Source organism: Geomonas azotofigens (assembly GCF_018919395.1).
GTDB classification, from domain to species: Bacteria; Desulfobacterota; Desulfuromonadia; order Geobacterales; family Geobacteraceae; genus Geomonas; species Geomonas azotofigens.
In genome coordinates, this window is record NZ_JAHLME010000001.1 from 166,829 (window position 1) to 191,466 (window position 24,638).

27 protein-coding genes are annotated in these 24,638 nt (G+C 61.9%); 3 read left to right on the forward strand and 24 right to left on the reverse strand.

What is annotated here, in order from left to right; genetic code table 11:
* Nucleotides 1-151: 151 nt before the first annotated feature.
* From KOL99_RS00745 to prmC, 17 genes are all read right to left on the reverse strand, one after another.
* On the reverse strand, nt 152-823 hold the full coding sequence (locus KOL99_RS00745) for a TIGR04282 family arsenosugar biosynthesis glycosyltransferase (RefSeq protein ID WP_216508540.1): 672 nt from the start codon (nt 821-823) through the stop codon (nt 152-154).
* A gap of 125 nt (nt 824-948) precedes the next feature.
* Nucleotides 949-1,746 (reverse strand): GTP cyclohydrolase FolE2, encoded by a 798-nt coding sequence (gene folE2, locus KOL99_RS00750; protein ID WP_216508542.1) that lies wholly within the window; start codon nt 1,744-1,746, stop codon nt 949-951.
* A gap of 9 nt (nt 1,747-1,755) precedes the next feature.
* Nucleotides 1,756-2,433, reverse strand: a complete 678-nt coding sequence (gene queC / locus KOL99_RS00755; RefSeq protein ID WP_216508544.1) for a 7-cyano-7-deazaguanine synthase QueC — start codon at nt 2,431-2,433, stop codon at nt 1,756-1,758.
* A 254-nt stretch (nt 2,434-2,687) separates the two neighbouring features.
* Entirely contained in the window at nt 2,688-4,442 is a 1,755-nt protein-coding gene (rpoD, locus tag KOL99_RS00760; RefSeq protein ID WP_216508546.1) for an RNA polymerase sigma factor RpoD, read from the reverse strand.
* A gap of 52 nt (nt 4,443-4,494) precedes the next feature.
* Nucleotides 4,495-6,252, reverse strand: coding sequence for a DNA primase (dnaG, locus tag KOL99_RS00765; protein ID WP_216508548.1), 1,758 nt, complete (start codon nt 6,250-6,252; stop codon nt 4,495-4,497).
* Nucleotides 6,253-6,264: 12 nt separating this feature from the next.
* Entirely contained in the window at nt 6,265-6,831 is a 567-nt protein-coding gene (locus tag KOL99_RS00770; RefSeq protein ID WP_216508550.1) for a CvpA family protein, read from the reverse strand.
* A 116-nt stretch (nt 6,832-6,947) separates the two neighbouring features.
* Nucleotides 6,948-7,391: a GatB/YqeY domain-containing protein gene (locus tag KOL99_RS00775; RefSeq protein ID WP_216508552.1), complete on the reverse strand. Its 444-nt coding sequence runs from the start codon at nt 7,389-7,391 to the stop codon at nt 6,948-6,950.
* A gap of 13 nt (nt 7,392-7,404) precedes the next feature.
* Entirely contained in the window at nt 7,405-7,602 is a 198-nt protein-coding gene (gene rpsU, locus KOL99_RS00780) for a 30S ribosomal protein S21 (RefSeq protein ID WP_183349251.1), read from the reverse strand.
* Between the two features lie 133 nt (nt 7,603-7,735).
* The gene (locus tag KOL99_RS00785) at nt 7,736-8,065 is read right to left on the reverse strand and encodes a phosphoribosyl-ATP diphosphatase (RefSeq protein WP_216508553.1); all 330 of its coding nucleotides are present in this window, start codon (nt 8,063-8,065) and stop codon (nt 7,736-7,738) included.
* Nucleotides 8,066-8,303: 238 nt separating this feature from the next.
* Nucleotides 8,304-9,062 carry an imidazole glycerol phosphate synthase subunit HisF gene (hisF, locus tag KOL99_RS00790; RefSeq protein WP_183349255.1) on the reverse strand — a complete coding sequence of 253 codons (759 nt, stop codon included), beginning with the start codon at nt 9,060-9,062 and terminating at the stop codon, nt 8,304-8,306.
* Nucleotides 9,063-9,143: 81 nt separating this feature from the next.
* Entirely contained in the window at nt 9,144-9,872 is a 729-nt protein-coding gene (gene hisA / locus KOL99_RS00795; RefSeq protein WP_216508554.1) for a 1-(5-phosphoribosyl)-5-[(5-phosphoribosylamino)methylideneamino]imidazole-4-carboxamide isomerase, read from the reverse strand.
* 136 nt (nt 9,873-10,008) lie between these two features.
* Nucleotides 10,009-10,632 carry an imidazole glycerol phosphate synthase subunit HisH gene (hisH, locus tag KOL99_RS00800; protein WP_216508555.1) on the reverse strand — a complete coding sequence of 208 codons (624 nt, stop codon included), beginning with the start codon at nt 10,630-10,632 and terminating at the stop codon, nt 10,009-10,011.
* A 54-nt stretch (nt 10,633-10,686) separates the two neighbouring features.
* Nucleotides 10,687-11,274 carry an imidazoleglycerol-phosphate dehydratase HisB gene (gene hisB, locus KOL99_RS00805; RefSeq protein ID WP_216508556.1) on the reverse strand — a complete coding sequence of 196 codons (588 nt, stop codon included), beginning with the start codon at nt 11,272-11,274 and terminating at the stop codon, nt 10,687-10,689.
* A 44-nt stretch (nt 11,275-11,318) separates the two neighbouring features.
* On the reverse strand, nt 11,319-12,608 hold the full coding sequence (gene hisD / locus KOL99_RS00810) for a histidinol dehydrogenase (protein WP_216508557.1): 1,290 nt from the start codon (nt 12,606-12,608) through the stop codon (nt 11,319-11,321).
* A gap of 189 nt (nt 12,609-12,797) precedes the next feature.
* Complete coding sequence (hisG, locus tag KOL99_RS00815) at nt 12,798-13,436, reverse strand: ATP phosphoribosyltransferase (protein ID WP_216508559.1); 639 nt, start codon at nt 13,434-13,436, stop codon at nt 12,798-12,800.
* A 183-nt stretch (nt 13,437-13,619) separates the two neighbouring features.
* Nucleotides 13,620-14,885, reverse strand: coding sequence for a UDP-N-acetylglucosamine 1-carboxyvinyltransferase (gene murA, locus KOL99_RS00820; RefSeq protein ID WP_216508561.1), 1,266 nt, complete (start codon nt 14,883-14,885; stop codon nt 13,620-13,622).
* Between the two features lie 93 nt (nt 14,886-14,978).
* Nucleotides 14,979-15,839 (reverse strand): peptide chain release factor N(5)-glutamine methyltransferase, encoded by an 861-nt coding sequence (gene prmC / locus KOL99_RS00825; RefSeq protein ID WP_216508563.1) that lies wholly within the window; start codon nt 15,837-15,839, stop codon nt 14,979-14,981.
* Nucleotides 15,840-15,885: 46 nt separating this feature from the next.
* Between prmC and KOL99_RS00830 the strand changes: the two genes are divergently transcribed.
* On the forward strand, nt 15,886-16,074 hold the full coding sequence (locus KOL99_RS00830) for a hypothetical protein (RefSeq protein ID WP_216508565.1): 189 nt from the start codon (nt 15,886-15,888) through the stop codon (nt 16,072-16,074).
* Here the strand turns inward: KOL99_RS00830 and prfA are convergent.
* The 6 genes from prfA to KOL99_RS00860 all read right to left on the reverse strand — a co-directional run bounded on the left by prfA (nt 16,032) and on the right by KOL99_RS00860 (nt 21,493).
* Nucleotides 16,032-17,105 (reverse strand): peptide chain release factor 1, encoded by a 1,074-nt coding sequence (gene prfA, locus KOL99_RS00835; protein WP_216509375.1) that lies wholly within the window; start codon nt 17,103-17,105, stop codon nt 16,032-16,034. The two genes, KOL99_RS00830 and prfA, sit on opposite strands and share 43 nt — an antisense overlap.
* 175 nt (nt 17,106-17,280) lie before the next feature.
* Nucleotides 17,281-18,186, reverse strand: coding sequence for a DUF1385 domain-containing protein (locus KOL99_RS00840; protein ID WP_216508566.1), 906 nt, complete (start codon nt 18,184-18,186; stop codon nt 17,281-17,283).
* A gap of 172 nt (nt 18,187-18,358) precedes the next feature.
* Nucleotides 18,359-19,048 carry an FAD-dependent thymidylate synthase gene (gene thyX, locus KOL99_RS00845; protein WP_216508568.1) on the reverse strand — a complete coding sequence of 230 codons (690 nt, stop codon included), beginning with the start codon at nt 19,046-19,048 and terminating at the stop codon, nt 18,359-18,361.
* Nucleotides 19,049-19,157: 109 nt separating this feature from the next.
* On the reverse strand, nt 19,158-19,361 hold the full coding sequence (rpmE, locus tag KOL99_RS00850; protein ID WP_183349277.1) for a 50S ribosomal protein L31: 204 nt from the start codon (nt 19,359-19,361) through the stop codon (nt 19,158-19,160).
* 99 nt (nt 19,362-19,460) lie between these two features.
* Entirely contained in the window at nt 19,461-20,708 is a 1,248-nt protein-coding gene (gene rho / locus KOL99_RS00855; RefSeq protein ID WP_135869296.1) for a transcription termination factor Rho, read from the reverse strand.
* Between the two features lie 356 nt (nt 20,709-21,064).
* Nucleotides 21,065-21,493 (reverse strand): peptide chain release factor family protein, encoded by a 429-nt coding sequence (locus KOL99_RS00860; protein ID WP_236025732.1) that lies wholly within the window; start codon nt 21,491-21,493, stop codon nt 21,065-21,067.
* Nucleotides 21,494-21,776: 283 nt separating this feature from the next.
* Between KOL99_RS00860 and KOL99_RS00865 the strand changes: the two genes are divergently transcribed.
* A complete protein-coding gene (locus tag KOL99_RS00865; protein ID WP_216508570.1) occupies nt 21,777-22,631 on the forward strand; it encodes a metallophosphoesterase in 855 nt (284 codons plus the stop codon).
* Here the strand turns inward: KOL99_RS00865 and KOL99_RS00870 are convergent.
* Nucleotides 22,628-23,341: a cytidylate kinase-like family protein gene (locus KOL99_RS00870; protein WP_216508572.1), complete on the reverse strand. Its 714-nt coding sequence runs from the start codon at nt 23,339-23,341 to the stop codon at nt 22,628-22,630. The genes KOL99_RS00865 and KOL99_RS00870 overlap by 4 nt on opposite strands.
* A 305-nt stretch (nt 23,342-23,646) precedes the next feature.
* Here KOL99_RS00870 and KOL99_RS00875 point away from each other — a divergent pair, with 305 nt between their 5' ends.
* Entirely contained in the window at nt 23,647-24,516 is an 870-nt protein-coding gene (locus tag KOL99_RS00875) for an EamA family transporter (protein ID WP_216508574.1), read from the forward strand.
* Nucleotides 24,517-24,638: the final 122 nt, after the last annotated feature.

A 24,638-nucleotide genomic window follows, 5' to 3' on the forward strand; every position in this document is an offset into this window, starting at 1 on the left:
GCTTGCAGCTTGGCGGTTTTCGCCTTTGCCAGCCCCCAGCCCCTGGTCCCCAGCCCCGCCTTTGAGGCTGGGCTGGTGGGAAAACGAAAGGCGCGGCCTGAGCCACGCCATAGATAAAAACAGGTCTGGGAACCTTGTCAACTCCGCGCCGTCAGACAGCGTCGGCGGCAAGCGAAGCGGCAAGGTCCAGTGCCGCGATGAAAGCGCGGGTGCGCGGCGCGTCGTTGGACGGCTCCAGGAGGCTCGGGCGCAGCAAGTCATCCCAGCTGTCCACATCGTGCCAGGAAGGGAGCAGCGCGGCGGCCAGGGCCGATGCTTGCGCCCGCCTGAGGCTCGTCTCCAGCACGGAGTCGCTGGACCAGGGAATGTCCTGGAAGAGGGCGCCGTGGCCGTCCCTCACCCCGACCAGGTAGTAACCGCCGTCCTCGGCGGGTCCGAAAACGGCATCGCTCCCCTGCTCCAGTTTTTGGAAAGCCTCCTCGATGAAAGCCAAAGGGAGGTCGGGGGAATCCGTTCCGATCACCACGCGGGTGCCATAGCCGCGCCCGGAGAGCTCCTGAAAAGCGTGCTCCAGTCGCTCACCCAGACCGCCCGTGCTCTGGTGCACGAGGAGCGCGTCCGGGGCCGCTTTCCTGAAGAACGCCGCGCTCCCCTCGTGGAAGATAACCATATCCGCCCTGAGCCCAGCCGCACGCTCGATGATGTCGAGCAGCATGCAGCGGTAAAGCTCGGCGGCCTGCCCCGGCGACAGGGGAGGCGAAAGACGGGTCTTCACCCGTCCCGGCAGAGGTGTCTTGGCGAAGATGGCGAGCGCGCGTTTCATTAGAGAGGCAAACCTTAAGGGAGTTAAATGAAGGGGTAAAAGCTAGACTTGTCCACAATTTTGCTACTTTTCAACAAAGTTATCCACAGATGGAGCCAGTCAAGCTGTTGACTTCGCGGTGCCGGCTACCCCTTTTTTCGCTCGATCGCGGCGTAGGCGGAGTGCTTGTGGATCGACTCGAAGTTCTCGGCTTCCACGGAAAACCACGTGATATTTTCAATAGATAGCAGACGCACCGTCGCCTCGCGCACCATATCCTCGACAAAGCGGGGATTCTCGTAGGCGCGTTCGGTGACGAATTTCTCGTCCTCGCGCTTCAAAAGTGAATAAACCGGCGAGGAACCGCACTCCTCGATGATGTCGATGAGGTCCTCGATCCAGATGAATTCGCTGTAGCGGACCTGGACGGTCATGATGGAGCGCTGGTTGTGGGCGCCGTAGCTGGAGAGTTCCTTGCTGCAGGGGCAAAGCGAGGTGACCGGCACCTTGATGCCCAGCACAAAGTCGAAATGGTCGGAAAGCGACGCGCTGAAGGTGCAGGTGTACTCCATGAGGCTCTTCGCCTTGGAAACCGGCGCCTTCTTCTCCACGAAGTAGGGGAATTCCATTTCGAGGTGCGCGTTGGACGCCCCGAGCTTCTCCTTCATGGTGGAGAGGATCACTTCCAGCTTGTCGAGGGCGATATCCTCCCGGTACTTGTTCAGGATCTCCACGAAACGGCTCATGTGGGTCCCCTTGAAGTGGTGCGGGAGGTCGACGTACATGTTGATGCGCGCGATGGTGTTCTGGAATTTCTTGTTCTTGTCCATCACCACGATCGGATACGAGACGTCCTTGACCCCGACTTTGCCAATGGCGATGTTGCGCGTGTCGCGGGTGAGCTGCACGTCGGTGAGTGCCTTGCCTTCTTTCTTCTGCTCCATATCTTTGCTCTACCTCTTGACGTAGCGGACCGGGTCGGTGACGCCGAGTTCGGCGAACCCTTTGAGACGGAGGCGGCAGGAGTCGCACAGACCGCAGGCGGCGCCGTCTTCGGTCGGATCGTAGCAGGAATGGGTCTTGCCGTAGTCCACACCAAGGGTCAGGCCGGTCTTGATGATCTCCGCCTTGGTGAGGCTGATCAGCGGCGTGTGGATGGTCATTTTCTTCCCCTCCACGCCGGCCTTGGTGGCGAGATTGGCCATGGTCTCGTAGGCCGCGATGTACTCCGGCCGGCAATCCGGATAGCCGGAATAGTCCAGCGCGTTCACGCCGATGAAGATGTCGAAGGCGCCCAGCGTCTCCGCCCACCCCAGGGCGAAGGAGAGGAAGATGGTGTTCCTGGCGGGAACGTAGGTGACCGGGATCTCCTCGCCCACCCCTTCCTTGGGGACCGCGATGTCGGAGGTGAGCGCGCTGCCGCCCATCATCCTCAGGTCGAACTCGACCAGCATGTGGTCCACCGCCCCCATCGGGCGCGCGTTCTGCTTGGCGAGGGCCACTTCGTGCTGGTGGCGCTGTCCGTAGCTGAAGCTCATGGCGTACGGCTCGAAGCCCTGGTGCTTGGCGATCGCCATGCAGGTGGTCGAATCGAGCCCGCCGCTGTACAGGATTACCGCTTTCTTCTTCATCGCTTACCTCTGTCTCACGCGCTCCTCCCGCCGGAGGGGGGAGGTCGGGAGGGGGGAATATGTTGATTGCCCCCTCCCTAACCCTCCCCCTCCGGGGGAGGGGATGCAAGGCAGGTCGGGGGGGGACTGGGTTTAGACCTGAAGTGGGTTTTGCTCTCTGCCGCTCCGGCCTTTCCTCTGCGTCCTCGGTGTTCCGGGTGTGTTTTTTCCCAAAGAAAAAGGCCGCGCCGGCGATTCCGGTGCGGCCTTGGTGACTACTCTACGAAGCTCTTCAGCTTCTTCGCCCGGCTCGGGTGCCGCAGCTTCCTGAGCGCCTTGGCCTCGATCTGCCGGATCCTCTCGCGGGTTACCTCGAAGTCCTGGCCGACCTCTTCCAGGGTGTGGTCGCTCTTCTCGCCGATGCCGAAGCGCATCCTGAGCACCTTCTCCTCACGCGGGGTGAGGGTGGAGAGCACGCGGGAGGTCTGCTCGGAGAGGTTGGCCTTGATGACCGCCTCGAGCGGGGATACCACGCCCTTGTCCTCGATGAAGTCGCCAAGATGCGAATCTTCTTCCTCGCCGATCGGGGTCTCCAGGGAGATCGGCTCCTTGGCGATCTTGAGGACTTTCCTCACCTTGTCCAGCGGCAGCGCCATGCGCTCGGCGATCTCCTCCGGGGAGGGCTCGCGGCCGATCTCCTGCACCAACTGGCGGCTGGTACGGATCAGCTTGTTGATGGTCTCGATCATGTGTACCGGGATACGGATGGTGCGGGCCTGGTCCGCGATGGCGCGGGTGATGGCCTGACGGATCCACCAGGTGGCGTAGGTGGAGAACTTGTAGCCGCGCTGGTACTCGAACTTGTCCACCGCCTTCATCAGGCCGATATTCCCTTCCTGGATCAGGTCGAGGAACTGCAGGCCGCGGTTGGTGTACTTCTTGGCGATGGAGACGACCAGGCGGAGGTTGGCTTCGACCAGCTCGCTCTTGGCCAGCTTGGCCTTGTGCTCACCTTCCTCGATGGCGAGGAGGGCGTTGGCGAGTTCGCTCGCCTTGAAGCCGGACTCCTGCTCGATCTTCTTCAGTTTCGCCTCGCTGGACCGGTAGCGCTTCTCGAGCTTCTGCCCTTCCTCGAGCGACATGTTCATCTTCTTGGAGAAGTCGGCGTCGGATGCGTTCTTGAGCCCCTCGAAAGCGGCCAGGAACACGTCCTTCACGGTGCTGGTTTCCTTCTCCAGTTCCGCGATTTCCTGCATGACCGTGTCGACCTTGCAGGAGAGCTCCTTCAGGCGCTGGGCGATCTTCTCGATGTGGCGGTCCTTGAGGCGCAGCGACTTGAGCGTCTCGGCCATCTTGACCTTCAGCTCGCCGTGCTCGGTGTTGAGCGCCTCGCCTTCCTTGGCGGAAACCTTTCCATCCAGCGCGGTCTGGATCTGCTCCATGCGCTGGGACATCTCGTTGATCTCGTCGATGATGCCGAGAACGCGCAGGGCCTGCAGGTCCTCCTCGCCCTCCTCGAGAACCTCTTCCTCGACGTCCTTGGAGATTTCGATGGCACCGATCTGCTGCTTGCGCAGACGCTCGCCCAGGGAGACGACCTCGCGCACGGTGATCGGGGTGTTCAGGATGACGCTGGCAACGTCGCGCTCGCCGACTTCGATGCGCTTGGCGATTTCGACCTCGCCCTCGCGGGTCAGCAGGGATACCGAACCCATCTCGCGCAGGTACATGCGCACGGGATCGCTGGTGCGGCCGAGGGTGCCGGGCTCGAACTCGACCTCTTCACCCTCGCTACCTTCGTGCTCTTCCTCTTCCTCGAGGTCCATCTTGATCTTGGGGATCTTCACCTTCTGGGCGGAGTCCACGATCTCGATGTCCATATCGCCAAACATGCTCATCACATCGTCGATCTGGTCGGAGGAGACGATGTCAGGGGGGAGCAGGTCGTTCACCTCTTCATAGGTGAGGAAACCTTTCTCCTTGCCCAGGTCGATAAGCTGCTTCACTTCGTCCATGCTTTTCTTGGCCATTTACCACGCTCCGCTACAGCTTGAATCCAGCACAGCAACCGCTTGAATCCTACTATAGTAATTTCGATTTTTTATTACGCAACCGCTCAAGTTCAGACAGGATCTCCAGGTAGCGCGGAGAATCCGGGTCGACCGTGGCCAATTCCCGCGCCAGGGTCTTGCCGCCCCCCTTGAGCGCCCGCCGTTCCAGGGCTTGGCAGCACTGTTCGAAGGCCTTGACCGGATCAAGGTCCTCCAGGTGCGCGTCCTCCACGAACAGCGAATAGAGACGGCTTCTTTCCTCGTGCGATTCGATCTGTTCCAACACCAGGGGGAGATCGAGATCCCCCGTTTCCGACTGTGCCACGATGGCCTGCGCCAGCTTCAGGTGGCTGGCGCTGAAGAGCTTATCGGCACCGTGATCCCGAACCCTTAGCACCACGTCCGGATACTTCACCATGAGGGTCAACAGCACCTCTTCTGTGCCGGCCTGCTGCGGCGCCCCCTTGGGCTGCGGGCGCGGCGCCTGGGGTCGTGCCGGGATGCCCACTTTCTGGAGCAGCATGGCGCGGTCGATGCCCACCGCCCGGCAGATCTCCTTCTCGTAGAGCCCGCGCTCCACCGGGTCGGCGATCTTCAATAGCCGCGGCGACACCTCGTTCACGAAGGCGACCTTCCCTTCCACGCCCCTCACGTCCATGCGTTTGAGCAGTCCCTTGTAGAACGACTCGAAGATGGGGAGCGCCTTGTCCAGAAGCGGCTGAAAGGCCGCGCCCCCTTCCCGGTTGATGAAGGTGTCGGGGTCGTCCTCCGCCGGGACTTCGACCACCCGCGCCGGGAACCCCTCTTCGAGGAACAGTTCCATGGAGCGGACCGTCGCCTTGCGGCCGGCCTCGTCGCCGTCAAAGAGCATGAAAGCCCGGTCGGCGTAGCGGCGCAGCAGCTTCACGTGCGGCTGGGTCAGCGCCGTGCCGCAGGTGGCCACCACGTTGGTGAAACCGGCCCGGTACAGTGCCAGGTGATCGAAGTACCCCTCGACCACGATGGCGCTCCCCTTCTCCCGCATCCCCTTCTTGGCCAGGTCGATGCCGAACAGGACCTCGCTCTTGCGGTAAACGATGGACTCCGGGGAGTTTATGTACTTTGGGAGCGAGTCGTCCATGACCCGCCCGCCGAAACCTATGGCGCGGCCGTGCAGGTCCGCGATGGTGAAGAGGAGACGGTTCCGGAAGGTGTCGTAGTAGCCGTCCTTCCCCTCGCGTTTTCTCAAAAGGCCAAGCTTCTCCGCCGCGTCGAGCGGGATGCCCTTGCGCCGCAGAAAGCCGGTCAGGTTGTCCCATCCCGCCGGCGCGAAGCCCATGCGGTAGGTGGCGGCGGTGTCGCGATCAACCCCGCGTTTCTCGAGGTAGGCCCTTCCGGCGGCACCCGCCTCGTCCGATTCCAGCACACGCCGGTAAAACTCGCAGGCCAGCTCGTTGATCTGGTAGGCCTGCTCCTGCTCGTCCACCTTGCGCTTCTCTTCGCGGGTCAGTTCCCGCTCGGGGATTTCCACCCCCACCTTCTTGGCCAGGAACTTGACCGCCTGCGGGAAGGCAAGCCCTTCCATGCGCATGACGAAATCGATGGAGTTCCCTCCCACGCCGCAACCAAAGCAATGGAAGATGCCGCGCGCCGGGTTCACGTTGAACGACGCGGTCTTCTCGCCGTGAAAGGGGCAGACCCCCTGGTAGTTGGCCCCGGACTTCTTGAGGCTCATGTAGTCGGAGACAACCTGCAGGATCGGGGCCCTCTCGCGTACTTCCCTGATCTTCTCGTCCGGTATCGTCGACACTGCGGTTGATCCTTATTTCTTATGCGCTCCGTGTGGAGTCGGCGCCTTTACTTCTTTTTTTTCCACGGGTTCCGCGGCGTCCCTGGTTTCCCTGTGCTGGGCTATGGCGCCTTCCCAGCCGGCAGCTATATCCCCTCCCGTCGAGGCGAACGCGGCCGCGGTCTTGGAACCGTGGATCCAGACCTTCACCTTCTCCGGCATCGGCTTGGTGGTGGCCAGATAGAGGAGCACGCAGAGGATGAAGCCCCCCTGGAGGAAACCGAAGACGATCCCGCCGGCGCGGTTGATCCCGCCCAGGAGCATGACTTTCAAAACGACGGTGAGCAGATGACCGAGGAAATAGAAAAGCATGCCGAGCAGCATGAAGATAAGGAGGAACGCCAGCGGCTGCGCGACCTGCGGGGGGAGGTTGATGAAGTGCCTGATCCCCAGACTGAGAGTGGAATAGTATCGGAAAGCGGCCCAGCCGCCCGTGACGAGGCCAAGCAGGGAGCAAGCCTCACGCACCAACCCCTTCGAGAAACCCTTCGCCACAAAGAAAAGCAATACGACCCAGATAAGGATGTCAAGAAGGATCATGCAAACACCTGGTCACTAGCCACAAAGCAAAAGAAGGGGGAATCGCTGCGATTCGCCCCTACTCATGACACCCAAAACCCGCAAGGTCCCCCGGGAGTTGGTCCCGGGGGCATTGATCATGCGAGTTTTTCCTTCACAACTTCGCTCACCAGTTTGCCATCTGCACGGCCGGCGACTTGGGGCTGGATGGCCTTCATGACCTTGCCCATATCCTTGCCGCCGGTAGCGCCGACTTCCGCGATGACTTTCGCCACCAGTTCGGCCAGCTCTTCCCGTGTCAGCTGCTGGGGGAGGTAGCCCATCAGGAGCGCGAGCTCCGCTTCCTCCTTATCCACCAACTCCTGCCTGCCTGCTTCCTTAAAGAGTCGGATGGATTCCCTGCGCTGCTTGCAGAGGGTAACGATGGTTTCGGTGATCTCGCTATCGTTCAGTTCACGCCTGAGTTCGATATCGCGGTTTTTCACCGAGGAGAGTACCATGCGGATGGTAGATAAGCGCAAGGTATCGCGACTTTTCATCGCCTCCTTCAGTTCCGCGTTGAGTCTCTCCCTCAGTTGCATGAAACCCTCTTTCTTAGTCGACCATCTTGCGCTGTTTTTTCAGAGCGCGCTTGCGAGCGGCAATGGCCTTTTTCTTCTTCTTGATGCTCGGCTTCTCGTAGTGCTCTCTTTTGCGGACCTCAGAAAGGATTCCGGCTTTCTCGCACTGCTTCTTGAACTTCTTGAGCGCAAGCTCAAACGGTTCAGTTTCTTTTACCTTTACTCCCGGCATTCATATTCCCCCCCCTTCTCTAGCTAGATTTACGACTTGTGTGGGTACGGGCCGGCAGACATTATTCAAGGAACCAGCAATATACCATCGCGGTCTTTTTTGTCAAGGCATTTGTAACATTGTGGAACGAGCCCTAGCCGACGCGGGAGTTCTTCTCCTCGATGCCGGACATGCCGAAGCGGCGTCTGAGTTCCGCGTAGACCTCTTCAGGGTCGATGTCGTAGAAGCCGAGCAGGACCAGGCTGTGGAAGAAAAGGTCGGCGGTCTCGTAGACGATCTCCTCGCGCTTGCCCCCCTTGCCGGCGATGACGACCTCGGTCGCCTCCTCGCCCAGCTTCTTGAGGATCTTGTCGATTCCCTTGGCCATGAGGCTCGCGGTGTAGGAGTTTTCGCTCGGGTTGGCCTTGCGTTCCTGGATCACGCGGTAGACCGCGGCGATGATGTCGTCTTTGGGGGTTTCCATCGTGAGCTCCTCTGGAAGAATGAAATCCTCTTCGTGGCGAGAGCGAGAAGGGCGAATGATTATTCGCCCCTACAGGTTCGACCGCAGGGAGAGGAAGGTTCGTGCATTCGTTGTAGGGGCAAATAATTATTTGCCCAGCCGCAGCGGCCCCGGCCACAGCCCCCGCCAACTGAAACGGTGAGGCGGCAAAGGGGGGCGAATGATTATTCGCCCCTACAGGTACGGCGACAGGAGGTGGCTACAGCCTGACCGGCACGCCGCGCTCGCGGAGATAGGTCTTGGCTTCCTCGATGGTGTACTCGCGGTAGTGGAAGATGGATGCGGCGAGGCAGGCGCTGGCGCCGGCCTGGGTGAAGCCGTCGTAGAGGTGCGAGAGGCCGCCGACCCCGCCCGAGGCGATGACCGGGATGCTGACCGCGTCGACCACGGCGCGGGTGAGCGGCAGGTCGTAGCCGTCCTTGGTGCCGTCACGGTCCATGCTGGTGAGCAGGATCTCGCCGGCGCCCAGTTCTTCCATGCGCTGCGCCCACTCGACCGCGTCGATGCCGGTTGGGTTGCGGCCGCCGTGGGTGTAGACTTCCCAGCCGCCGGTGGCGCGGGAGCGGGCGTCGATGGCGACCACGGTGCACTGCGAACCGAACCGCTCCGCCGCCTCGTTCACGAACTCGGGACGATGCACCGCCGCCGTGTTGATGGAGACCTTGTCGGCACCGGCGTTCAACAGGCGCCGGATGTCGTCGACGGTGCGGACGCCGCCGCCGACGGTGAGCGGCATGAAGACGCGCTCGGCGGTCCTGCGCACCACGTCGATGATGATGTCGCGCTCGTCGGAGGATGCGGTGATATCGAGGAAGGTCAACTCGTCCGCGCCCTGCTGGTCGTACAGCTCGGCGATCTCGACCGGGTCGCCCGCATCGCGCAGGCCCAGGAACTGGACACCTTTTACTACCCGTCCCCCTTTAACGTCGAGGCAGGGGATGATTCTTTTAGTAAGCATCTGAAAACTCCGGACAACTTATTCCCCCTCCCCTCGCGGGAGGGGTCAGGGGTGGGGTAGGTGCTACCGCCGGGACTCCCGCTACTGCTTCTTGGTCAGTGCGATGGCTTCGGCGAGGTTGATGGCGCCGGAGTAGATGGCCTTGCCGGTGATGACACCGGTGACACCGGAGGACTCGATCGCGATCAGGTTCTCGATGTCCTTCAAGGAGGAGAGGCCGCCGGAGGCGATCACCGGGATGTTGATGGCTTCGGCCAGCGCCTTGGTCGCCTCGATGTTCGGCCCCTGCATCATGCCGTCGCGGCTGATGTCGGTGTAGATGATGGCGGAGACGCCGTCCCCCTCGAACTGCCTGGCGAGCTCGGTGGCCGTGATGCCGGTCACCTCGGCCCACCCCTGGACCGCGACCATGCCGTTCTTGGCGTCGATGCCGACCACGATCTTGCCGGGGAACTTGGCGCAGGCTTCCTTCACGAAAGCGGGATTTCTCTGCGCGGCGGTGCCGATGATGACACGGCCGATGCCCAGCGACAGATACGCTTCAATGGTGGCGATGTCGCGGATGCCGCCACCCAACTGGGTCGGGATGGTGACGGATTTGACGATGGACTCGATGGCGGAGCGGTTCTTGGGCTCGCCGGCGAAGGCGCCGTCCAGGTCGACGATGTGCAGGATCTCGCCACCCTGGCGCTGCCACTCGGCAGCCTGGGCGCCCGGATCATCGTTGAAAACGGTGTCCTTCTCCATCAGCCCCTGCTCCAGGCGGACGCAGCAGCCGTTCTTCAGATCTATTGCCGGAATAATGATCATTTTAATCCTCAGTCATTCATATCTCCTCCCCCCGGAGGGGGGAGGCCGGGTGGGGGGAAGCTATAAAAGCTCGAACAGCCCCCTCCCTGACCCTCCCCCTCCGGGGGAGGGAAGTAGGCACCCAGGCGGGCGGGGATTATTTCATCTGCGAAAAGTTCTTCAGCATGGCAAGCCCCTTGTCCTGGGACTTCTCCGGGTGGAACTGGGCGGCCACCACGTTGTCGCGCCAGATGGCGGCGCAGAAGTCGATGCCGTAATTGGTGGTCGCCGCCACCACGCTCTCGTCGTTGGGCTTCACGTAGTAGGAGTGCACGAAGTAGACGTTGGAGCCGTTGTCGACGCCGTTGAACAGCGGCGAGGGGCGCTTGATGTCGAGCTGGTTCCAACCCATGTGCGGCACCTTCAGTGCTTCGCCCGCCTGCTCCATCCCTTCCGGGAAACGGAGCACCTTGCCGGGGATCACGTCCAGCCCCTTGTGGATGCCGAACTCCTCGCTCTCGGTGAAGAGAAGCTGCAGCCCGAGGCAGATGCCGAGAAACGGCTTGCCTTCCTTGATCACCTTGAGGATCGGCTCCACGAAGCCGCCTTCCTCGAGGTTCCTGATGCAGTCGCGGAAGGCCCCGACCCCGGGGAGCACGACGCGCTCGGCGTCCAGAAGCACCTTGGGATCGGAGGTGACGACCGCCTCGCAGCCGACCTTCTCGAACCCTTTCTGCACGGAGCGGAGATTCCCCATGCCGTAATCTATGATCGCGATCATCTATCTATCCTTCCGGCACCCTGTCCGGTGCCCGCTGCTGATCTTGTATGTTCTCTACAGCTTGCCCTTGGTGGACATGACCCCTTCGATGCGCGCATCCATCTGCGTCGCCATGTCCAGCGCGCGGGCGGCGGCCTTGAAGCAGGCTTCCACGATATGGTGCACGTTGTCGCCGTACATCACGTTCATGTGGAGGTTCGCGCCGCAGTGGTTGACGAAGCCCTGGAAGAACTCGCGCACCAGCTCGACGTCGAAATCGCCGATCTTCACCTTGGGGAGCTGGACGTTGTAGACCAGGTAGGGACGGCCGGAGAGGTCGGTGGCGACGCTGGCGAGCGTCTCGTCCATCGGCACGGTGGCCTGGCCGTAGCGGCGGATGCCGCACTTGTCGCCCAGCGCTTCCTTGAACGCGGTCCCAAGGACGATGCCGATATCCTCGACGGTGTGGTGGAAGTCGATGTCGATGTCGCCGTGCGCCTCGACCTTGAGGTTGAAGAGGCCGTGCCTTGCGAAAAGGTCCAGCATGTGGTCCAGGAAAGGAACGGAGGTGCAGATCTGCGCCTCGCCTTTGCCGTCGATTTCGAGGGAGAGCTTGATCTGCGTCTCTTTGGTGATGCGTTCGATGTTTGCCGACCGGGCCATGCCGCCTCCTTGAATTAGATGATCAAGCCGCAATGAATTTCAAACTAGCTTTCCAGCCTGAAGCTGACCGACTTGCCGTGCGCCTCCAGCCCTTCCAGCGTTGCGATCCGGACGATGTCCTTACCGACCCGCTGCAGGCCGCCCTTGGTGAAGTAGATGAGGGAGCTTTTCTTGACGAAGTCGTCCACCGACAGCGGCGAGAAGAAGCGCGCCGTGCCGCCGGTCGGGAGCGTGTGGTTGGGGCCGGCCAGGTAGTCGCCGGAGGCCTCCGGGGTGTAGTGCCCCATGAAGATCGCGCCGGCATTGGTGATGAGCGGCATGATCTCGAAGGGATTCTCCACGGCAAGTTCCAGGTGCTCCGGCGCGATGCGGTTGGAGAAGGCGATCGCCTCTTCCAGGTTGCCGGCCACGATGATGACACCGAAGGACTCCCAGGACTTGCGGGCGATCGCCTCACGGGAGAGCTCCTTCAACTGGCGCTCCACCTCGGCCGCCACCTTCTCGCCGAAAGCCCGGTCGGTGGTGATCAGGACCGAGGAGGCAAGCTCGTCGTGCTCGGCCTGGGAGAGGAGATCGGCCGCAATGTGGGTGGGGTTGCCGCTGCCGTCGTTGATGACCAGGATCTCGCTCGGGCCGGCGATCATGTCGATGCCGACCTGGCCGAAGACCAGCTTCTTCGCGGTGGCGACGTAGATGTTGCCCGGACCGGTGATCTTGTCGACCTTGGGGACGGTGGCGGTGCCGTAGGCGAGTGCCGCAACGGCCTGCGCGCCACCGATCCTGAAGACGCGGTCCACGCCGGAAAGCCTGGCGGCCACCAGCACGTGGGCGTTGGTCTCGCCGCCCGGGGTCGGAACGACCATGACGATCTCGCCGACGCCGGCAACCTTGGCCGGAACGGCGTTCATGATGACGCTGGAGGGGTAGCAGGCCTTGCCACCGGGAACGTAGATGCCCACCTTGGCGAGCGGGGTCACTTTCTGGCCCAGCATGATGTCGGCTTCCTCGGTGGAAAGCCAGGTCTGCTGCTTCTGCTTCTCGTGGTAGCGGGCGACGCGCTCGACGGCGTGCTTCAGCGCCGCGAGGTCCTTCTCGTTCACCTGGGCGAACGCCTTGGCGAACTCTTGCTCCGTGATCTCCAGGCCGGCCGCGTCGCACTCCACCCTGTCGAAACGGCGGGTGTACTCCAGAAGCGCCTCGTCGCCGCGCTTGCGCACGTCAGAGATGATGCCGAGCACCACCTCTTCGACCTCGCGTCCCGACTCCTCGCCCCGCTCTACAATGGCATCGAACTTCGCCTGAAAATCTGCTTCCCTAATGTCGAGGAACTGCATCTTTAACCTCGCGATTCATGACAATAAAATTCAAAGATTGCTGCGTCCCCCCTTTTGCAAAGGGGGCAGTGGGAGGGGGACTGGCTCCGCCAGGTGCCTGTCCCCTTAGAGCTTGGGTAACATGGCTGCAGCGGAATGGAGCGTTCCGCTAGAGGGACAGGCACCTGACGGAGCCTGTCCCTTCTGCTACTAAATATGCTGCTCGAGCCCTTCGATGATCTTGGAGATGCGCTCGTGCTTGGTCTTGAGGCTCGCCCGGTTGACGATCAGGCGGCAGGTGATCTCCGCGATGGTCTCGACCTCCACCAGCCCATTCTGCTTCAGCGTCTCGCCGGTGGAGACGAGGTCGACGATGCGCTCGGAGAGGCCGACCAGCGGGGCGAGCTCGATGGAGCCGTAGAGCTTGATCAGCTCGACCTGGATTCCCTTGGCCGCGAAATACTTTTCGGTGACGTTGGGGTACTTGGTGGCGATGCGGATGTTGTTCCAGGCGGAGGGATCGTCCTTGCTGGAGAGCTCGACCGGCTCGGCAACCATGAGGCGGCAGTAGCCGAACTTCAGGTCCAGCGGCTCGTAGAGGTCCTTCTCCGCCTCCATCAGGGTGTCCTTGCCGACAATGCCGAGGTCGGCGCAGCCGTACTCCACGTAGGTGGGGACGTCGGTGGCACGCACGATCATGTAGCGCATCTTCTGCTCGTGGTTCTCAAAGACCAGCTTCCGCGTGTCGGAGAGGAGTTCTTCGCAGTCGATACCGATCTTCTTGAACAGGGCGACGGAGTCCTGCAGGATGCGGCCTTTAGGGATGGCGATGGTAACGTAGTCGGTCATTTTAAAAACTCCGTGGGAGTATGGCATTTACTGATTGCGATGGGCCCCTCCCCCCGGAGGGGGGAGGATGGGAGGGGGGAAGCTTGCGGTGCCCCCCTCCCTAGCCCTCCCCCTCCGGGGGAGGGGACGCCTGTGCTGTTTCCCTCTCATCAGGGGAGAGGTGATCAACTTGAATTACGAAAGCTACGGCGCATCAACATCCGGGACGCGGACGATATCGGCGCCGAGACCGGCGAGTTTCTTCTCGATGTTCTCGTAGCCGCGGTCCAGGTGATAGATCCTGGAGATCTCACTGGTATTGTCGGCGGCGAGGGCAGCAAGGATCAGCGAGGCGGAGGCCCTGAGGTCGGTCGCCATCACCGGCGCGCCGGAGAGCTTCTTGACGCCCTTCACGGTGGCGCTGTTCCCTTCGCAGATGATGTCCGCGCCGAAACGCAGCAGCTCGGAGACGTGCATGAAGCGGTTCTCGAAGATGTTCTCGGAGATCACGCTGGCACCTTCCGCGATGCACATGAGCGCCATGAACTGCGCCTGCATGTCGGTCGGGAAGCCCGGGTAGGGACGGGTCTTGATGTTGACGTTGCGGATCTTTTTCGGGCCCTTGACGCGGACCACGTTGTCCTTGTTGATGATCTCCACGCCTGCATCCTGCAGCTTGAAGGTCAGGGCGTCCAGATGCTCAAGGCGCATGTTCTTGATCTTGATGTCGCCGCCGGTGATGGCCGAGGCGATCATGAAGGTGCCGGCCTCGATGCGGTCCGGCATGACGGCGTGCTCGGCGGCGGTCAACTGCTCGACGCCCTTGATCCTGATGGTGTCGGTGCCAGCACCTTCGATGTTGGCGCCCATCTTGGTGAGGATGTCGGCCAGGTCGACGATCTCCGGCTCGCGGGCGGCGTTCTCGAGGATGGTCTCACCCTGCGCGGTGGCAGCCGCCATGAGGAGCTGTTCGGTGCCGCCGACGGTCGAGATGTCGAAGTTGATGCGCGCGCCCTTCAGTTTCTTGGCTTTCGCCTCGACGTAGCCGTGCTCCAGGGTGATCTCGGCGCCCAGGGCGGCAAGACCCTTGAGGTGCAGGTTGATGGGACGTGCGCCGATAGCGCAGCCGCCGGGGAGCGATACACGGGCCTGTCCGAAACGGGCCAATAGCGGGCCGAGGACCAGTACTGAGGCGCGCATGGTGCGCACCAGGTCGTAGGTCGCTTCCCAGCTGTTTAGGTCGGTGGTGTCGATCTTGACCACGTTGCCGCGGCCGTCGACCTTGGCACCCAGCTTCTCCAGCACCTTGATGGTGGTGTTGATGTCCCTCAGGAAGGGAACGTTGCTGATGGTGTGGCACCCGGGTGCCAGGATGGTCGAGATGAATATGGGGAGGGCGGCGTTCTTCGACCCGCTGACGGTCACTTCTCCGGAGAGCTTGTTGCCACCTTTGATTACCAGTTTTTCCACTGTTACCTCTGTGCTCTGTTCTTTTGTTCAAGGCCCCGAAGGGCGGATGGAAATGTCTCAGCCCCTAAGGGGACAGGCACCTGGCGGAGCCAGTCACCCTCCGAGCCTGCCGCCGACCACGCGCTCGATGCCTGCGGAATCGGTCTGGGTGAAGGTTTCCCCGAGGAAGCCGCCGGATCTCAAAAGCCCCAGCACCCGGGGGGCCTGGCCGGCACCGACCTCGAAGATCAGCCAGCCGCCGGGGTTCAGGTAGCCGGGGGCGTCGCTCACGATGCGCCGGTAGAAGTCGAGGCCGTCGGCCCCGCCGTCGAGCGCGCCCATCGGTTCATAGCCGCGCACTTCGGCCTGCAATGTCGCCAGTTCGGAATTGGGAATATAGGGCGGGTTGGATACTACCATGTCGAAGCGTCGTCCCGCAAACGGTTCGAACAGGGAGCCGTGGAAAAATTGCACGGCGGCCTCGTTGCGCTCGGCATTGCCGCGGGCGACATCGAGGGCTTCGGCAGAGACATCCACGCTGCAGATCTCGGACTGCGGCAGTGCCTTGGCCAGCGCGATGGCCACGCAGCCGCTGCCGGTGCCGATGTCGAGGATGCTCCGCGCGGTGGTTCCGCGCTTGGCCGCCTCGGTCACCAGCACCTCGGTATCGTGGCGCGGGATCAGGACCGCCGGGGTGACCCGGAACTCGAGCCCCATGAACTCCTGGGTCCCAAGGATGTACTGCAGGGGCTCGCGCTTGCCGCGCCGCGCAACCAGGGCGCGGTAGGCGGCCAGTTCGGCGTCCGAAAGGGGCTTGTCGAAGTTGAGGTAAAGCCCGACCCGGTCCAGGGAGAGTGCCTCGCACAGCATCCACTCCGCCTCAAGGCGCGGGTTTTCCACGCCTTTCTCGGCAAGGTAGCCTTTGGTCCAATTCAGGACTTTGAGAACGTCCCACTTTTCGGGATTGGTGGTCATGGCAACCTACTTGGACTTAGTGGACCCAATGGACCCAATGGACCCAATGGACCCAATGGACCCGGTGGACCCGGTGGACCCGGTGGACCCGGTGGACCCGGTGGACCCGGTGGACCCGGTGGACCCGGTGGACCCAGTGGACCCGGTGGACCCGGTGGACCCGGTGGAGCCAGTGGACACGGGACAGCCTGATTACATACCTTCGCTTTGGGCCTGCAGGGCTTCCATCTGGTAGTGGGCGCGCAGGGAATCCGCGATCTCGGCGATGTCGCCGGCCATGATGGAGTCGAGACGGTACAGGGTGAGCCCGATACGGTGATCGGTCATGCGCCCCTGCGGGAAGTTGTAGGTCCTGATGCGCTCGCTGCGGTCGCCGCTGCCCACCTGGCTCTTGCGGTCGGCGGCCATCTTGGCGTTCTGCTCCATCACGATGTTGTCCAGGATCCTGGACTTCAAGACCTTCATGGCCTTCGCGCGGTTCTTGATCTGGCTGCGCTCTTCCTGGCAGGCAACGACGGTGCCGGTCGGGAGGTGGGTGATCCTGACCGCGGAGTCGGTGGTGTTGACATGCTGGCCGCCCGCGCCGGAGGAGCGGTACACGTCGATCTTGAGATCCGCCGGGTTGATGTCGATGTCGACGTCCTCAGCCTCGGGCATGACCGCCACGGTGCAGGCGGAGGTGTGAATACGACCCTGCGCCTCGGTCTCGGGAACGCGCTGCACGCGGTGGGTGCCTGATTCGTACTTCAGCTTCGCAAAGACGCCGTCACCTTCGACCAGGGCGATCACCTCTTTGAAGCCACCACGCTCGGACTCGGAGGCGGAGATCACCTCGACCTTCCAGCGGTTGGTCTCGGCGAAGCGGCTGTACATGCGGAACAGGTCCCCCGCGAAGAGGGCGGACTCGTCGCCGCCGGTGCCGGCGCGGATCTCGAGCACGACGCTCTTGTCGTCGTTGGGGTCCTTGGGGAGCAGGAGCACCTTGATCTCGGCTTCGAGCTGCTCGCGGCGCTCCTCCAGGGTCTCGAGCTCTGCCTGTGCCATCTCGCGCATCTCCTGGTCCGGCTCCTTCAGGAGTTCCTTATTTCCCTCGATGTCGGAGAGCACCTTCTTGTATTCGCGGTAGGCCGCGATCAGCTCGGTGAGGCCGGCGTGCTCCTTGGAGAGCTTGCGGAACTCGACCTGGTTCGCCAGCACCTCGGGATCGGAAAGGAGCGATTCAAGCTCGCCGAAACGGGTTTCAAGATCTGCTATTTTGTCGAACATGGACATGCAAAACACCTCAGAAGGCCCTGGGGCCTGATTCAATCGAAAAGATTTGGCTCCACCGCACGGCGGGCGAATGATTATTCGCCCCTACAGGTACGGGAACCGCGCGTGGCCACTATCCCGCGCCCTCCGGGAGAGGGCTGGGTGAGGGCGTCCCTGCCCCGCGTCCCGGCTAAACAACCAGCCGGTCGTCCTTGAAGCCGCCGTTCAGCTCGAGGGCCACCTGCATCGACTTGATGGCGACCTCGATCTGGGAATCGTCCGGCTCGCGGGTGGTGAGCCGCTGCAGGGCGAGGCCCGGGGCGATCACCATCCTTACCAGCGCGTGGCTGTCGTGCTTCGCGGTCCACTTGAGGACCTCATAGGAAAGACCGGCGATCATCGGCAGCAGGATCACCCTGGAGCCGGCCTTGAAGTAGAAGGGCCACAGCTTCGGGATCAGGGAGAACACCACGATGCTCACCAGCATGACGATCAACAGGAAGCTCGTGCCGCAACGGGGGTGCAGACAGCTGTACTTCCTGACATTGTCGACGGTGAGCTCCTCGCCCGCCTCGAAGGTGAAGATCGACTTGTGCTCGGCGCCGTGGTACTGGAACACCCGCTGGATGTCCTTCATGCGCGAGATTCCGATGATGTAGATCAGGAACACCGCGACCCGGATCACGCCGTCAACCAGGTTGAAGACGATGTTGGAGTCGCCGATGATCGGGACGAGCAGCTTGGTCAGGTAAAGCGGCAGGATGAAGAAAAGCAGGATGCCGAAGCCAAAAGCCGCCGCCATGGTGCCGGCGATGGCCCAGCTGTTGATCTCTTCCTTCTCCTCGCCCTCGGCAAGCGCCTCGTTGGCGGAGAAGTTGAGCGCCTTGATGCCGACGATGAGCGACGAGAAAAGCGCCACCGCTCCACGGACGATGGGGAGCTTGGTGATGGGGAAACGCTCGGAAAGCGGAATCACCGTCTCACTCTTCACCGAGATGTCGCCGTCGGGCCTTCTCACCGCGATGGCCATCGAGCGCGGAGCCCGCATCATGACGCCTTCCAGAACCGCCTGTCCGCCTATGTTTATCTTTGACACTTATTACCTCGTGTGTTGAGGGTCAAAAAGCCTTCCCCCCTCCCGACCTCCCCCCTCCAGGGGGAGGAGCATGGGCGGCGCTCCTCGAAAAGAGTGAGCCGCGCGTCCACTACCAGATGAAGGTGAGCTAGGTCCCCGCCCCCGGAGGGGGAGGGACAGGGAGGGGGATGTTTTACATCTCCCGGAAATACTCCCGAACCTCGGCCATCTTGCCGCAGCACATGGCACCTTCGGGGCAGGGGCCGGCCAGACAGCCGGGGCCGGCCTTGTCGAAAACGGTCGGCGCCACCGGCTTCACCAGACGGAGCATCTCGATGGCCATGGCACGGATCTCCCACTGGGCCCGCTCGCAGCAGCGCACGGCGAAGAAGTGCAGAAGCTCCCGGGCGTTCATGGTGATGATGATCTTGGTCTCGGTGGCGTTGGGGAGCAGGTAGCGCGCATCCTCGGCCGGGACACCCGCCTCGACCAGCGCGGCATAGGCCGCGTGCAGCGAGGCAACCTGGGCCTCGAACAGTTCCAGGTGCTTAGGATTGTCGGCGATGGACTGCGGCGTCACCACCGCGAAACGTTCCTTGTGCGAAACATAGCGCTGGGACTGCTGGGAAAAGGAGGCGACCCGGTGCCGCACCAGCTGATGACTGGTGACGCGCGAGATCCCGTCCACACCGAAGGTGAAGGAGGCGTGCTCCAGCACCGACTGGTGCCCAAGCGACATGATCTTGTCCAGGAATTTTTTGACGTCAGCGCCGGAGAGCTTGTCCTTGAGCGCCTCGATGTCAGCCGACGAATAGCAGAGCCGGGCGGCCAGGGCGATGGTCAACTCGGGATCGGGGGTGTGCTGCAGAAGGGCAACCTTCATGAAGATCCTTCACATGCTGCGTTGTTTTGCAATCGGGCCATAGAAAACGAAACAAGGGGATTTCGCCATAGACAAAATCCCCTCCGAACGGATTCGCAACCGCGAAAGCCTACTTCTCCAGGTTGTATCTCTTGCGGAAGCGCTCGACGCGGCCTGCGGTGTCGATGAGCTTCTGCTTGCCGGTGTAGAACGGGTGGCACTGCGAGCAGATCTCGGTGGAGATCTCCGCTTTGGTGGAACGGGTCTGGAACTGGTTACCGCACAGGCACTTTACGGTAATTTCTTCGTACTTGGGGTGGATCCCTTCTTTCATATCTTCCTCCTGGCGGGGCGCACCCCGTTATCTGACTTTGATGTTCTTGCCGGAAAGTAGCCATAAATAGCACCTTCACTGCAAGATTTCAACACTTTTTTACTTGCTCATGGAATCGAGGAAGGCCTGGTTGGTCTTGGTCCCCTGCAGCTTGGAGATCAGGAACTCCATGGAATCAACCACGTTCATGGGATGGAGCACCTTCCTGAGGATCCAGATGCGGTTCAAAGAGGCCTGCGGGATGAGCAGTTCTTCCTTCCTGGTGCCCGACTTGTTGATGTCGATGGCGGGGAAGGTTCTCTTCTCGACCAGCTTGCGGTCCAGGTGGAGTTCCATGTTGCCGGTGCCCTTGAACTCCTCGAAGATGACCTCGTCCATCTTGGAGCCGGTATCGACCAGGGCGGTGGCGATGATGGTGAGCGAGCCCCCCTCCTCGATGTTACGCGCGGCGCCGAAGAAGCGCTTGGGCTTGTGCAGGGCGTTGGAGTCGACACCACCGGAGAGGATCTTGCCGGAAGGCGGGATCACGGTGTTGTAGGCGCGGGCCAGACGGGTGATGGAGTCGAGCAGGATGACGACGTCGCGCTTGTGCTCGACGAGACGCTTGGCCTTCTCGATGACCATCTCGGCCACCTGGATATGGCGGGAGGCCGGCTCGTCGAAGGTGGAGGAGATGACCTCGCCCTTCACCGAGCGCTGCATGTCGGTAACCTCTTCCGGGCGCTCGTCGATCAGAAGGACGATCAGGAACACCTCGGGATGGTTCAGCGCGATGGAGTTCGCGATGTTCTGGATCAGCATGGTCTTGCCGGTGCGCGGCGGAGCGACGATCAGGCCCCTCTGCCCCTTGCCGATCGGTGCGACCAGTTCCATGACGCGGCTCGACATGTTGTCCGGGGTGGTCTCGAGGATGAGCTTCTCTTCCGGGTAGAGCGGGGTCAGGTTGTCGAAGAGGATCTTGTCGCGGGCGACCTCGGGAGACTCGTGGTTGACGGTCTCGACCTTCAGGAGGGCGAAGTAGCGCTCCCCTTCCTTGGGGGGCCGGATCTGGCCGGCAACGGTGTCGCCGGTGTGCAGGTTGAAGCGGCGGATCTGGGACGGCGACACGTAGATGTCGTCGGGGCCCGGCAGGTAGTTGTAATCCGGCGCCCTCAGGAAGCCGAACCCGTCAGGCAGGGTCTCGAGGACCCCCTCGCCGAAGATCATGCCGTTCTTCTCGGTCTGGGCGTTGAGGATGGCGAAGATCAGGTCCTGCTTCCTGAGACTGGACGCCCCCTCGATGTTCAACGCCTTGGCAATGGCCGTGAGATCGTTGATTTTCTTTTCTTTAAGTTCCTGTAGGTTCATCTGTTCTCCTGATATGGCGCAAATATAGATCTAACGGCAAATTGCCTGATTGGGAATATGGGAATGTCTCACCGATGCGGCATGGGTAACATGCGAGGCGTGCCTGACGAGCGCTATCGTGTAAAGGATCTGTGAGTAAGTGACCTTGAGTTTATTCTTGAGGTGTCGGTACCGGTTCGGTATGAGAAAAAATTCGGGGTATTTAAAGGTGTCTGCAAAAGGTCTTATTGAGGATATTGGGAATTTATACCCTTCCCCTCGTTACCTTGTCAACTTTATTTTTTCGGCCCTTTATGGTGCGGGCGGCGCCCGAGCACCTGAATCCTCAAGGGATTCCACGGCGGAGAGCGGTCAAATTATTGGCTCTCATTCCGAATAGTTGACGCCACAGGCCCCGTTTCCGGGCCCTGTCCGGCATCAGTTGCAGCATCGGTGCCATATTTCGCGCCGCTGCGCCGTTTTCTGCGAGCCTTCTGCCTTTTCAGCTTTTCCGCTGCCAATTCCTTCTTGGTCATGCCACCGCCGGCGCCCTCGATCTTCTCCAGCAGCAGCCGTCGCGCCAGAAACCGGTTCAGCGACTGGCTGCGCGATTCCATGCATTTCACCTCGAGGCCGCTGGGAATGTGTTTCAGGTAAACGCAGGAAGAGCTCTTGTTGACGTGCTGCCCGCCGCGCCCGGAAGCGTGCACGAAACGCTCCTCCAGGTCCTTCTCCGCGACCCCGAGTTGTTCCATCTTCGCCTTAAGCCAGCGGTTCTTTTCCTCGCTCACCGCGAAATCAGCCATCGCCCCTCCCTTTTTCAAGCCGGGCCATGATAACGTCCGGCAATGGGGATGTCAAAAGGTGTCGGCGAGAGGAGGGGGGCGGCGCGCCGCGACCTTCGCCGGGATCAGCCTGCCGCTGTAGGGGCAAATAATATTTGCCCAGCCAAAGCGTCCCCCGCCGACGCCGATGGCGAGCAGGGTCAGGGGCGTAAAAGGCGGGCGAATAATTATTCGCCCCTACAGGGTGTATGGCAGCCTGGAGGCACCTTGGGTATAATCTCCGGCTGATTTCGGAGGTGCGGTCATGGCAGCTATCAGCAGACGCGCATTCCTGGCCGGCGGAATCGCCTTCTTCCCCTACCTCTACTACCAGAGGGTTTCGGTGGCGGTACGGCGTTACCGGGTGCCGGTGCAAAACCTCCCGTCAGGATTCCACGGCTTCACCATCCTGCATATCACCGACCTGCATGACAAGGAGTTCGGCGAGCGCGGCGAGGGTCTGCTGGCGATCCTGCGTGGTTTGTCCTTCGACCTCGTGGCCGTCACTGGAGACCTGGTGTTGAGGACTTCGCCGAGCATAACCCCGGCCCTCGAGCTGATCCGGGGGATTGGCCTCTTTTCCAAGAGCCCGGTGTTCTCGGTGAGCGGCAACCACGAGTGGGGGGCGCAACTGGCGCCGCACGTCAACGCGAACCTCGTGCAGGCGGGGGTCCGGGTTTTGATCAACGAAGCGGAGACGCTGCGCAGGGGGGAGGACCGGCTCTGGGTGGTAGGGGTGGACGACCCGGTGACCGGAAGGGCCAGATTGGCGCAGGCGCTAAGCCGAACCGATGCCCGGCAGCCACGCCTGCTGTTGGCCCATGCGCCGCATCCCTTCCCGCAGGCGGTCCAGGCCGGCGTGGACCTGATGCTGGTCGGTCACACCCACGGAGGGCAGATCCGTCTCCCCTTGATCGGCGCCCCCTACATCCCCTCCATGGGTTACCTGCCAAGGTGGGATCACGGCCTGTTCCGCCAAGGAAAGAGCACCATGATCGTCAACGGCGGCCTCGGGGAGAGTTGGTTCCCTATCCGCATCAACAACCCTCCCGAAGTGGCGCTGGTGACCCTGCTTCCCTCGGAAACGGCCGGGAGCACAGCAAAGCAAGGCTTGGACTAGTCCCGCTTCGGCGGCGGCATGACCACGTCGGCCATGATTTCCGCGATCCGCTGCGCCGAAAGGCGAGCGTTGTTGAAGACCAGGTGGTACAGAGTCGGGTCGGTGATTTCGCGCCCCAGGAAATCCTTCAGGAAGGCATCGCGCTGGTGCTGCTTCTCCATGACCATATCCTGCGCCTGGTCCGCGGAGAGCCCGCAGCGGGCCGCCACCGCCTTCACCTTGAAGGTCATGGGCGCGATGATGCGGAAGTGGTAGCAGTTGCCGGTGTTCTGGGTCAGGATGGAAGCGCCCCTCCCCACCAGGATCACGTTCCCTTCGATGGCCAACGCCACGATCTGGCGGCAGAGCAGGCGGTAGTAGTCCTTGTCGCTTTTCCAGCGCGGCGAGAAGGTGGAGAGCATGTCGTCGAGGAAACGGTTCTTGGCGCCCAGGTTGCGCAAAATCCCTTCGGTGAGGTTATGGTCCTTGGCCACGGCGTCGAGCAGGGCCCGGTCCATCACCACCCAGGGCTTGCCGCTGCGCTTCTCCAGGATGCCCTGCAGCCTTTCGGCCACCGGATACCCCTCGCAGCCAAATTCCCGGGTCAGCGTCACCGTAGGGTTGGCCCGCTCCAGATCGGAGAAGCCGTGTTCGTGCAGGTTCCTGCGACCAACCTCCATCAAGCCGCGCAACCTCTGTTCAATCGACGGGATCAAAACGTTCTTGCCCATGATGCCCTCCCCTGAACGGTTAACTGCCTCGGTTCACGTCTTTAATTAGGCCCCCGATTCCGGCTGCAGTCAACAGAAGTGACGAAAATTATGCTCTTTCGGACCATCAAAAGGGGATGATGGGAGAATTCCGGGGATGGATTAAATGCCCCCCCGGAATTGCCAGAAGAACCTTCGCAAAGGGGGGAACGTTAGGGCACGTGTCGCGCTAATGGCCAGCATACTCCGCGGTCTCCACATGCTCGAAGTGAAGGGACGGGTACATTAAAGCTGCGTCCCGCTTCTTTTCCGTTATCATTAACGCCATGACGCCGCTATGGTTCCCGCTCACAGTTCTGTCCGCCTTCTTCCTCGCCACCAGCGACGCGACCACCAAGCGCGCGCTGACCGGCAGGAACGAGTACCTGGTCACCTGGCTGCGCATTGCCCCCACCCTGCCGCTGTTCCTGGCCGCGCTCCCCTTCATACCCATCCCGGAAATCGGTGACGACTTCTACTTCTGCATCTTCACGGGACTGCCGCTGGAGGCGGTGGCCATCATCCTCTACACCAAGGCACTCAAGCTCTCGCCGCTCTCGCTCACCCTGCCGCTGCTCTCGCTCACGCCGCTTTTGCTGCTGGTGGTGCCGTACCTCCTCCTGGGCGAACGGATTTCACCCACCGGAGCAATCGGGATCCTGCTGATCGCCCTGGGAGGCTACCTGCTCAACACCGGCAGGGGCGAAACCGGCATCCTCGCGCCCCTGAAGGCGCTGGCCCGGGAGAAGGGGGCGCTCTGCATGCTCGGCGTCGCCACCATCTACAGCGTCACCTCCACCCTGGGCAAGCGCGCCATAGCCGCGTCCTCCCCCCTCTTTTTCGCGGGGATCTACCTTCCCCTCCTGGTGCTCGTCCTCACTCCGTTGGCCCTGTACAAGTCCCGCGGCGAACTGGGCCCCGCGCTGCGCAACGGCACGGCCAAGGCGGTCGTGCTCCCCGCCGTCTGCTACGCCCTCCAGGCCCTCACCCACGTTTTTGCCGTCAACCTCACCAACGTCGCCTACATGATCGCGGTCAAGCGCCTGAGCCTTCTCTTCGGCGTCCTCTACGGCCACTACCTGTTCAAGGAGAAGGGCGGCATCGTCTCCACCATCATCATGCTCCTTGGCGTCTTCCTGATCGTGGTCGGAGGATAAAAGCTAAACCGTTCTACGTTCAAAGGCTCAAAGACTCAAAGGTCGAGGCGGTTCCACATCGGTGGCAGGCATCGCCGCGACCGGAACGGATTTTGCTCCCGGGATGATCGGCTTATCGTTTC